Genomic DNA, 8,625 nt, shown 5'->3' with positions numbered 1-8,625 from the left:
ATGGCTAAGGAAAAGTTTGAACGTAACAAACCGCACGTCAACATCGGCACGATTGGCCACGTTGACCATGGCAAGACGACGCTGACGGCGGCCATCACGAAGTACTTCGGTGACTTCCGTGCGTATGACCAGATCGACGGCGCGCCGGAAGAGAAGGCCCGCGGCATCACGATCTCGACCGCTCACGTGGAATACGAGACCGAGAACCGTCACTACGCACACGTCGACTGCCCCGGCCACGCCGACTACGTGAAGAACATGATCACCGGTGCCGCCCAGATGGACGGCGCGATCCTGGTCGTGAACGCCGCTGACGGCCCGATGCCGCAGACGCGCGAGCACATCCTGCTGGCCCGTCAGGTCGGCGTTCCGGCGCTGGTCGTGTTCCTGAACAAGGTCGACCAGGTGGACGACGAGGAACTGCTCGAGCTGGTCGAGATGGAAGTTCGCGAACTGCTGAGCTCGTACGAGTTCCCGGGCGACGACATTCCGATCATCGCGGGTTCGGCTCTGGCCGCCATGAACGGCGACAACCCGGAGATCGGTGAAGAGAAGATCAAGGAACTTCTCGCCGCCGTCGATGAGTACATCCCGACCCCCGAGCGTGCTGTGGACCAGCCGTTCCTGATGCCGATCGAAGACGTGTTCTCGATCTCGGGCCGCGGTACCGTTGTGACCGGCCGTGTCGAGCGTGGCGTGGTGAACGTGGGCGACGAACTGGAAATCGTCGGCATCAAGGACACCAAGAAGACGACCTGCACCGGCGTGGAAATGTTCCGCAAGCTGCTGGATCGCGGTGAAGCCGGCGACAACATCGGCGCGCTGCTGCGCGGTATCGACCGTGAAGGCGTCGAGCGTGGCCAGGTTCTCTGCAAGCCGGGTTCGGTGAAGCCGCACACGAAGTTCAAGGCCGAGGCCTACATCCTCACCAAAGAGGAAGGTGGCCGTCACACCCCGTTCTTCGCGAACTACCGTCCGCAGTTCTACTTCCGGACCACGGACGTGACCGGCACCGTGACCCTGGCCGACGGCACCGAGATGGTGATGCCGGGCGACAACGTGTCGTTCACGGTTGAACTGATCGCGCCGATCGCGATGGAAAACGGCCTGCGCTTCGCCATCCGTGAAGGCGGCCGCACCGTCGGCGCCGGCGTCGTGTCGGAAATCATCGAGTAATCGATCGCTTCCAGAACTTCCGGAAACGGCCCGCGCCCCTCGCGCGGGCCGTTTTCTTTTGCGCCCCCGGCGCAGGGCGCTAGGTTCAGCCGCAACGCAGACGAGTGACCGACCATGAGTGACCACATCCTTTTCGCCCACAGCCTCAACGGCGCCACCCCCGGTGCGGAACTGACCGGTCAGGCGATAGCGGACTCTCTCGAATCGCCGGAACTGGCATGGGTCCACATGAACGCCGGCGATCCCGGCGCCGCCGCGTGGATCGAGGCCCATATGGCCTATCTTCCCGTGGCCGTGCGTCACGCGCTGGTCGCCGACGCCACCCGGCCCCGCGTCAGCTTTCACGGCGACGGCGCGATGATCTTCCTGCGCGGCGTCAACACCAACCCCGGCGCCGAACCCGAGGACATGGTCTCGCTCCGCATCTGGATCGACCCCGCCCGCATCGTCACCCTGTCCCTGCGCCAGCTCGCTTCGGTCCGCGAACTGCGCGAGACCGTGGCCGCCGGGGACGGGCCGCAGGACGCGGGCACCTTCCTCGCCGATATCGTCGCCCGCCTGAACGCCCGGATCATCGATCGCGTGGACGTGCTGGACGACGATGGCGAACGGATCGAGCAGGCGGTGCTGTCCGACGCCGCCGACCCCGGCACCCTGCGCCCGCAGATCACCGACATCCGGCAGGAACTCGTCGACCTGCGCCGCTATTTGCGCCCGCAGCGCGACGCTCTGGGGCTGCTGGCGGCCGAGCGGCTGAGTTTCATCGAAGGAGAGGCCCGGCTTGAGATCGCCGAATCGCAGGACGCGCTGACCCGCACCGTCGAGGATCTCGAAGGTCTTGCCGAACGCCTGATCGTCGCCCGAGACGAGATCGCCAGCGCGCATTCCGACCGGCTGAACCGCAACCTTTACATCCTGTCGGTGATTTCGGCCGTGTTCCTGCCGCTCAGCTTCCTGACGGGCCTTCTGGGCGTGAACCTCGGCGGCATACCGGGGTCCGAAGATGGCGGCGCTTTCTGGGAATTCTCCGCCGCCCTCTGCGTGGTGCTGGTGCTGCAACTCCTGGTGCTGTGGCGCATGCGCTGGGTCAACGTCCCGGGCCGCTGGCGCCGCAAGGACCCCTGACGCGCCACCGGGCCATATTTCCCCGCCCAGCCCCCTGATTGCTCTTGCGTTTGTCCGTGGGAATGCGTACCCAGCAGGCCGGCCTAGGGGTGTAGCTCAGTTGGTAGAGCATCGGTCTCCAAAACCGAGGGTCGGGGGTTCGAGCCCCTCCGCCCCTGCCAGGCCAATCCTCCACGCAGCGTGAACACACAAGCGCCGCCTCCCGGCGGGCGCACATGCCGCTTCTTCTCTTTCCAAATACCTCGGGGGAGTCGCACCAACGGTGCGACGGGGGCAGAGCCCCCAATCGCCCGTCTCCAGGACCGCGTCAGCCCGCCAGCAGCGCGTCGATCTCCGCCCGCGCCGGCATCGAGGGCGCAGTGCCCGGACGCGTGACCGAGATCGCAGCGCAGGCGCAGCCAAAGCGCACTGCATCAACCGGGTCCATTCCCTCGGCCAGCGCCGCGGCGAATGCGCCGTTGAACGCGTCGCCCGCGCCGGTCGTTTCCACAACCGCTCCGGCAGAGAACGGCGGCACGTGTTCCGAGCGGGTTGCGTCGTGGTACAGCGCGCCCTTCTCGCCCAGCGTGATGATCGCGGCCTTCGCGCCGCGCGCCAGCAGGATCTCCGCCGCCGCCTGCGCTTCCTCGACGGTCGAGACCGGCAGGCCGGTGATGCTCTCGGCTTCGGATTCGTTCGGCGTGACGTAGTCGCACAGCGCCAGCATGCCCTCGGGCAACTCCGCCGCGGGCGCCGGGTTCAGGATCGTGACGCCCGAGCCTTCGCGCGCGATCTCAAGCGCCCGCACGGCCGCCGGCATCGGCTGTTCCAGCTGCGTCATGAAGACAGAAGCACCCCGGATCAGGTCCGCCTGCCGCTCGACGAAGGGAACGTCGATGGTTCCCGCCGCACCCGGCGAGATGATGATCGCGTTGTTGCCGGTCGATTCCTCGATGAAGATGTAGGCCGCGCCGGTATAGCTGTCCTCGGTCTGCTCGATCTCGGGCACCACGCCGGCCTCGGACCATGTCGCCAACGCGATGTCGGCGAAGGCGTCCTTGCCCAGCCGGGTGATCATCCGCACGTCGCCGCCCGCTTTCGCCGCCGCGACCGACTGGTTCGAGCCCTTGCCCCCCGGCCCCAGCTTGAAGCTGTTGCCCATGATGGTCTCGCCCATCTTCGGCATCCGGTCGGCGCGATAGGCGGTGTCGGCGACGAAGACGCCGAGGATCACGATAGGTGCGCTCACTGTGGTTTCACTCCTCAGGAAAATAGCTGTTGCACGGCACCGGCCATGGCGCGCCCGATGGCGGCCTGCGCCTCTGCCGTGAGATGCACGCCGTCCACCGGATCGGCCTGTGCGACGGGCGCGAGGTCGATGAACCCCGCCCCCAGCCGCCCGGCGGCGGCTTGAAGATGTTCTGCAAGGTCTGCCGACTTTGCCTGTGCGCCGACGAACATCGGCGCGATGGGTCCGACCTCGATCACCGGCACCGGCGCGGCCAGAAGCACCTTGGGCGCGCTGCCGTCCGGACCCGCGTCCGAGGCAAGGATCGTCTTCGCGATCCGCTCCAGCCCCTTGGCGATATCGAACGCCGTGGCCGAGAAGCGGGTCTTGGTGTCGTTGGTGCCCAGCATCACGATCACAAGGTCCAGCGGCAGATGCGTTTCCAGCAGCGCGGGCAGCGCGCGGATGCCGTTCTTGTGCTCGCCCTCGATGGGATCGTCGAAGACGGCGGTGCGGCCCGGATGCCCCTCGGCGATCACGTCCCAGCCGTCGCCAAGCGTTTCGGCCATCACCGTGGGCCAGCGGGCAGGCTTCGCGTGACGCCGGCGATCGTTGAGGAACCGAAGCGCCTGGGTGCCATGCGTGTTGCTGTCGCCGAAGCAAAGTATCGTGCGGTCCGTCAGCGTCCCGTCCTCCCCCTTGGCGGATGTGCCCCCACCTGCCCGGCGCACGTTAGACCAGCGCGAAGGCCGCTGTCCATGCGCAGCACATCCTTGCCCCGTGGTTGGCTCAGACGCCCTCGAACGTCACCCCGTCCGCCGAGATCCGCGCCAGCGTCAGCGGCCCGCCGGTGTAGGCGCCGGTGTCGATGCCGATGCAGCCGCCGCTGATATAGGGCTGCTCGGTGATCGTGTGACCATGCACGATCCAGACCCCGTCGGTGCGGGCCATGCGGCGAAAATCGGGATGGCCCCACATCAGCGTACTGTCCGCCTGCGCCTCGATCGGCAGCCACGGGTCGGCCGCCGCGTGCACCACCGCGACATTGCCGCTTTGCCACCAGCCCGGCAGGGCCCGCAGCCACGCCAGCATCTCGTCGCCCATCTCCTCGCGCAGCCGCGCCGCCATCGCCGTGCGGTCCTCCGACCCGCCCGGAGCGACACCGAAGCTGGCCAGTGTCTGAAGCCCGCCGTGCCGCAGCCAGCGGCTGCCGCTCCGTTGCGGATCGTCCAGCACGTCCAGCAGCATCGCCTCGTGGTTCCCGGCAAGGCACACCACGGGCCCGGGCCGGGTGTCGGGAAGCCGCATCAGCAGCCGCAGCACCTCGGCCGACTGCTCGCCCCGGTCGACGTAGTCGCCGACGCAGATCAGGGGCGCGTGGGGGTCTTCCGCGTTCACGTGGTCGACCAATGCGCGCAGCTTTTCGGCACAGCCGTGGATGTCGCCGATGGCGTAAAACGTCTGGTCCGGCACCGGGGGCGGAAAGGCGTCACCGGACGCACCCTGCGTCGCCGGACGCCCGCCAAAGAGTTTTCGCAACAGGCTCATGCGCGCACCGTATCATCCGCCGCACCCGCGCGCAGGTGGCAATTTGCGGGGAGTTTACGGATGACAGGCGACAGCGACTGGACTATCACGCTGACTGCGTGGCCCCGTGGCTCAACTGGATAGAGCAGCCCCCTCCTAAGGGGCAGGTTGCAGGTTCGAATCCTGCCGGGGTCACCACGTTGACACGGCGCGCTCTTGCCGTCCGGGTCGCAGCGGGTCATCCTGTCCACTCCACCGCACGAAGTTACCCCGACAGATGCCCGAAATGGACCAGCCGCGATACCTGACGACCAAGGAAGTGGCTGAACTGCTGCGGGTGCGCGAGCGCAAGGTCTACGACCTCGCCGCAGCGGACGAGATCCCGCACCGGCGCATCACCGGCAAGCTGCTGTTCCCCGCCGAAGAGATCCACGCCTGGATCGAGGGCGGCGACGGCGGCGCGCCCGGCATCCGCCCGGACGTGGTGGCCGGCTCGCACGATCCGCTGCTGGACTGGGCGATACGCGAAAGCGGCGCCGGGCTGGCGACCTTGACCGATGGCAGCCTTGACGGGCTGGAGCGTTTCGCAGCCGGTCAGTCTGCCGCCGCTGGGATGCACGTTCCCGAGGACGACGGCTGGAACATCGCCACCGTCACGGCGCGCGGGCTGGGCGGCTGCGTTCTGATCGGCTGGGCCACGCGGGCGCGGGGCATCCTGCTGGCGGATGGGCTGGATCGGGACGTGCAGGGCTTCGCCGACCTCAAGGGCCGCCGGATGGCCCTGCGGCAGGAAGGCGCCGGGGCGGCGGCGCTGCTTGGACGTCTGCTGAAGGACGCCGGGATGACACGCGACGACGTGTTGGCGTCGGGCACGGTCGCCCGCACCGAAAGCGACGCGGCAGCCGCCGTCGCGGCGGGCGAGGCAGAGGCGGCGCTTGGGATCGGCGCGATGGCGCGTCAGTTCGGGCTGGGGTTCGTGCCGTTGGTCGACGAGCGTTTCGACCTTCTGATCGACCGCCGCGCGTGGTTCACGCCGCCGTTCCAGCGTTTGATGGCCTTCACCCGGACGGATGCTTTCCGCGCCAAGGCAGAGGCTTTGGGCGGCTACGACGTCGGCGCTGCGGGCGAGGTGCGGTGGCTGTCGCGCTGACGTGTCCCACCGCATAAAAAACCCCGGCGCGCCGGTAAGGACGACGCGCCGGGGCAGTTCGGACAGCAACCCTTACATCGCGCTGGGATCAGCGTTGGGGAAGAAAAGCTGCTGCCCATCGACCGTGTAGGCAGCAATGGCGTCCTGCCCCTCGGTCGAGATTATCCAGTCCACGAACTGCTGGCCCAGATCCGCTTTGACGTTCGGGTGCGCCTCGGGGCTCACGAGGATGATGCCGTACTGGTTGAACATCTTCTCGTCGCCCTCGACCTGGATCTCGTGGTCACCCTTGTTGCCGAATGCGATCCAGGTGGCGCGGTCGGTCAGGACGTAGGCGCCCATGCCCAGACCCGCGTTCAGGGTCGCGCCCATGCCCGACCCGGTTTCGCGATACCAGCCGCCCGACGCCGCGCTGACATCGACATCCGTCTCGCCCCACAGGCGCAGTTCGGCCTTGTGGGTGCCGCTGTCGTCCCCCCGCGAGGCGAAGGGCGCCTCGGCCTCGGCAATCATCTCAAGCGCGGCGGTCACGTCGGACATGCCCCCGACGCCCGCCGGGTCGCTGGCCGGACCGACAATGACGAAGTCGTTGTACATCACGTCGAACCGCTCGACCCCGTCGCCATCGGCGACGAATTTCTCTTCCGCCGGCTTGGCGTGGACGAACAGCACGTCGCCATCACCGTTCGCGGCGTTCTTGATCGCCTGCCCGGTGCCGACGGCCACGACGCGCACCTCGATCCCGGTCTTGTCGGTGAAGATCGGCAACAGGTAGTCGAACAGACCCGAGTTCTGGGTCGAAGTGGTCGATTGAACGACGATGAAATCGTCTGCCGCCAGCGCGGGCGCACCGAAGGCAAGCGCGGCGGCAAGGCCGAGAAACGCGCGTCTGAACATTAGGAAGTCTCCCTCGAGTCTCTGGATAAGGTCAGTCGGACAGGCACAACCGCCCGTCGAGCCACGCCTGCGCTGCCTCGGACCGGGGCGCGTCCAGCACGCGGGCGGCGGGCCCGGTTTCTGCGACGCGGCCGTTGTGCATGAAGATCACGTCATCCCCCAACCGGCGGGCCTGGCCGGCGTCGTGGGTGATCATGACGATGGCAACGCCCGCCGCATGAGCGGCGTTCACCAGTTCCTCGACCGCGTGGGTCGAGGCCGGGTCAAGGCTGGCGGTGGGCTCGTCAAGGAACAGCACCTCGGGCGCGGTCGCCAGGGCGCGGGCGATGGCAAGACGCTGCTGTTCGCCGCCCGACAGGACGCGGGCGGGTCTGTAGGCCATGTCGGTCAGCCGCGCGCGGTCCAGCGCCTCGGCCACCCGAAGGGCGCGTTCGCTGCCGCGGATGCCGCGGACGCCCAGCGCGAACCGCAGGTTGCCCAGCACCGTCCGCCGCAACATCACCGGCCGCTGGAACACCATCGCCTGCGCGCGGCGCGCGGCGCGGTCAAGCGGGCGGCCCTGCCACAGCACCTCGCCGTCCGCTGGCTGGATCAACCCGTGCATCAGGCGCAGGAACAGGCTTTTGCCCGCCCCGTTCGCGCCCATCACCATCGTGCGTCGCCCGGGCCGGATGTTCGCGGTCACGTCCGAGACCAGCCTGCGCCCGCCAGCATCATAACTTACGCCACGGGCCGTCAGGATTGGCGCGGGCACAGGAGTCTCTTCTTCAAGCGTGCGGCTGTGAACGAGCTCAAGCATACACGGTCCTTCCCGCCGACGCGCGGATCGCCATCACCATCGCGTTCACCGCCAGCGCAAGCGCCAGCAGCACGACGCCCAGCGCCAGCGCCAGTTCGAGGTTTCCCTTCGAGGTCTCCAGCGCGATCGTCGTCGTCATCACCCGCGTGACGTGGTTGATGTTGCCGCCCACGATGATCACCGCGCCCACCTCGGCCACGGCGCGGCCAAACCCGGCCAGCGCCACGGTCAGCAGGCTGTACCGCGCATCCCACAACAGCGCGCCGACCCGCGCCAGCGGTCCGACGCCCAGCGAGGCGAACTGTTCGGAATATTCCTGCGACAGGTCCTCGACCGTCTGCCGCGTCAGCGCGGCGACGATCGGGGTCACAAGGATCGTCTGGGCGATGATCATCGCCGTCGGGGTATAAAGCAGTTGCAGGACGCCCAGCGGCCCGGAAGCCGACAGCATCAGGTAGACGACAAGGCCGACCACCACGGGCGGCAGGCCCATCAGCGCGTTCATGATGACCGCAAGCACGGCGCGCCCCGGAAAGCGGAACGCACCGACCGCGGCCCCCAGCGGAAGCCCGATCACGCAAGACAGGATGACGGCGGTAAGGGTGACGCGCAGCGACAGCGCGATGATTTCGGCCAGCGCCGGATCCCAAGCAAGGATCAGGCCAATCGCCTGTGCCAGAATGCTGCCGTCCGGGCTCATAAGTTGTGCTTTCTCCCCACTTGCGGGAAGAAAAGCACAAGAAT

9 protein-coding genes and 2 tRNA genes are annotated in these 8,625 nt (G+C 67.8%); 5 read left to right on the top strand and 6 right to left on the bottom strand.

Annotated features, from left to right (window positions below):
• The 3 genes from tuf to ACP156_RS24530 all read left to right on the top strand — a co-directional run.
• On the top strand, nucleotides 1-1,176 hold a 1,176-nt coding region (gene tuf / locus ACP156_RS24540; protein WP_425051883.1), incomplete at its 5' end, for an elongation factor Tu.
• 114 nt (nucleotides 1,177-1,290) lie between these two features.
• A complete protein-coding gene (locus ACP156_RS24535) occupies nucleotides 1,291-2,301 on the top strand; it encodes a zinc transporter ZntB (RefSeq protein WP_425053985.1) in 1,011 nt (336 codons plus the stop codon).
• Nucleotides 2,302-2,386: 85 nt separating this feature from the next.
• Nucleotides 2,387-2,462 (top strand) — tRNA-Trp (locus ACP156_RS24530).
• A gap of 146 nt (nucleotides 2,463-2,608) precedes the next feature.
• On the opposite strand, the gene rbsK is transcribed toward ACP156_RS24530, so the two are convergent.
• Genes rbsK through ACP156_RS24515 form a run of 3 tightly spaced genes read right to left on the bottom strand, consistent with a single transcriptional unit; the run spans nucleotide 2,609 to nucleotide 5,056 of the window.
• Nucleotides 2,609-3,529, bottom strand: a complete 921-nt coding sequence (rbsK, locus tag ACP156_RS24525) for a ribokinase (RefSeq protein ID WP_425053984.1) — start codon at nucleotides 3,527-3,529, stop codon at nucleotides 2,609-2,611.
• A gap of 14 nt (nucleotides 3,530-3,543) precedes the next feature.
• A complete protein-coding gene (locus ACP156_RS24520; protein ID WP_425053983.1) occupies nucleotides 3,544-4,239 on the bottom strand; it encodes an SGNH/GDSL hydrolase family protein in 696 nt (231 codons plus the stop codon).
• A 58-nt stretch (nucleotides 4,240-4,297) separates the two neighbouring features.
• Entirely contained in the window at nucleotides 4,298-5,056 is a 759-nt protein-coding gene (locus tag ACP156_RS24515) for a metallophosphoesterase family protein (protein ID WP_425053982.1), read from the bottom strand.
• A 100-nt stretch (nucleotides 5,057-5,156) separates the two neighbouring features.
• On the opposite strand from ACP156_RS24515, the gene ACP156_RS24510 reads away from it, so the two are divergent.
• Both ACP156_RS24510 and ACP156_RS24505 read left to right on the top strand, forming a co-directional pair.
• Nucleotides 5,157-5,233, top strand: a tRNA-Arg gene (locus tag ACP156_RS24510).
• Nucleotides 5,234-5,321: 88 nt separating this feature from the next.
• Nucleotides 5,322-6,185, top strand: coding sequence for a substrate-binding domain-containing protein (locus tag ACP156_RS24505; protein WP_425053981.1), 864 nt, complete (start codon nucleotides 5,322-5,324; stop codon nucleotides 6,183-6,185).
• A 72-nt stretch (nucleotides 6,186-6,257) separates the two neighbouring features.
• Here ACP156_RS24505 and ACP156_RS24500 read toward each other — a convergent pair whose 3' ends face one another.
• From ACP156_RS24500 to ACP156_RS24490, 3 genes are read right to left on the bottom strand one after another with little or no spacing between them, the layout of a single operon-like run.
• Complete coding sequence (locus tag ACP156_RS24500; RefSeq protein ID WP_425053980.1) at nucleotides 6,258-7,082, bottom strand: substrate-binding domain-containing protein; 825 nt, start codon at nucleotides 7,080-7,082, stop codon at nucleotides 6,258-6,260.
• 31 nt (nucleotides 7,083-7,113) lie between these two features.
• Entirely contained in the window at nucleotides 7,114-7,881 is a 768-nt protein-coding gene (locus ACP156_RS24495) for an ATP-binding cassette domain-containing protein (RefSeq protein WP_425053979.1), read from the bottom strand.
• Nucleotides 7,874-8,581 (bottom strand): ABC transporter permease, encoded by a 708-nt coding sequence (locus tag ACP156_RS24490; RefSeq protein ID WP_425053978.1) that lies wholly within the window; start codon nucleotides 8,579-8,581, stop codon nucleotides 7,874-7,876. The genes ACP156_RS24495 and ACP156_RS24490 overlap by 8 nt, the downstream gene beginning before the upstream one ends.
• Nucleotides 8,582-8,625: the final 44 nt, after the last annotated feature.

Origin of the sequence: Psychromarinibacter sp. S121 (genome assembly GCF_049801035.1) — a bacterium.
GTDB lineage: Bacteria > Pseudomonadota > Alphaproteobacteria > Rhodobacterales > Rhodobacteraceae > Psychromarinibacter.
Note: the sequence above shows the minus strand (reverse complement) of the source record. Positions and strands in the feature narration are given on the sequence as shown.

Excerpts from the sequence above, each read along its gene's own strand:
- ACP156_RS24490 (WP_425053978.1), bottom strand. The coding sequence starts at position 8,581 with ATGAGCCCGGACGGCAGCATTCTGGCACAGGCGATTGGCCTGATCCTT.
- ACP156_RS24515 (WP_425053982.1), bottom strand. The coding sequence starts at position 5,056 with ATGAGCCTGTTGCGAAAACTCTTTGGCGGGCGTCCGGCGACGCAGGGT.
- ACP156_RS24505 (WP_425053981.1), top strand. The coding sequence starts at position 5,322 with ATGGACCAGCCGCGATACCTGACGACCAAGGAAGTGGCTGAACTGCTG.
- ACP156_RS24500 (WP_425053980.1), bottom strand. The coding sequence starts at position 7,082 with ATGTTCAGACGCGCGTTTCTCGGCCTTGCCGCCGCGCTTGCCTTCGGT.
- ACP156_RS24495 (WP_425053979.1), bottom strand. The coding sequence starts at position 7,881 with ATGCTTGAGCTCGTTCACAGCCGCACGCTTGAAGAAGAGACTCCTGTG.
- ACP156_RS24535 (WP_425053985.1), top strand. The coding sequence starts at position 1,291 with ATGAGTGACCACATCCTTTTCGCCCACAGCCTCAACGGCGCCACCCCC.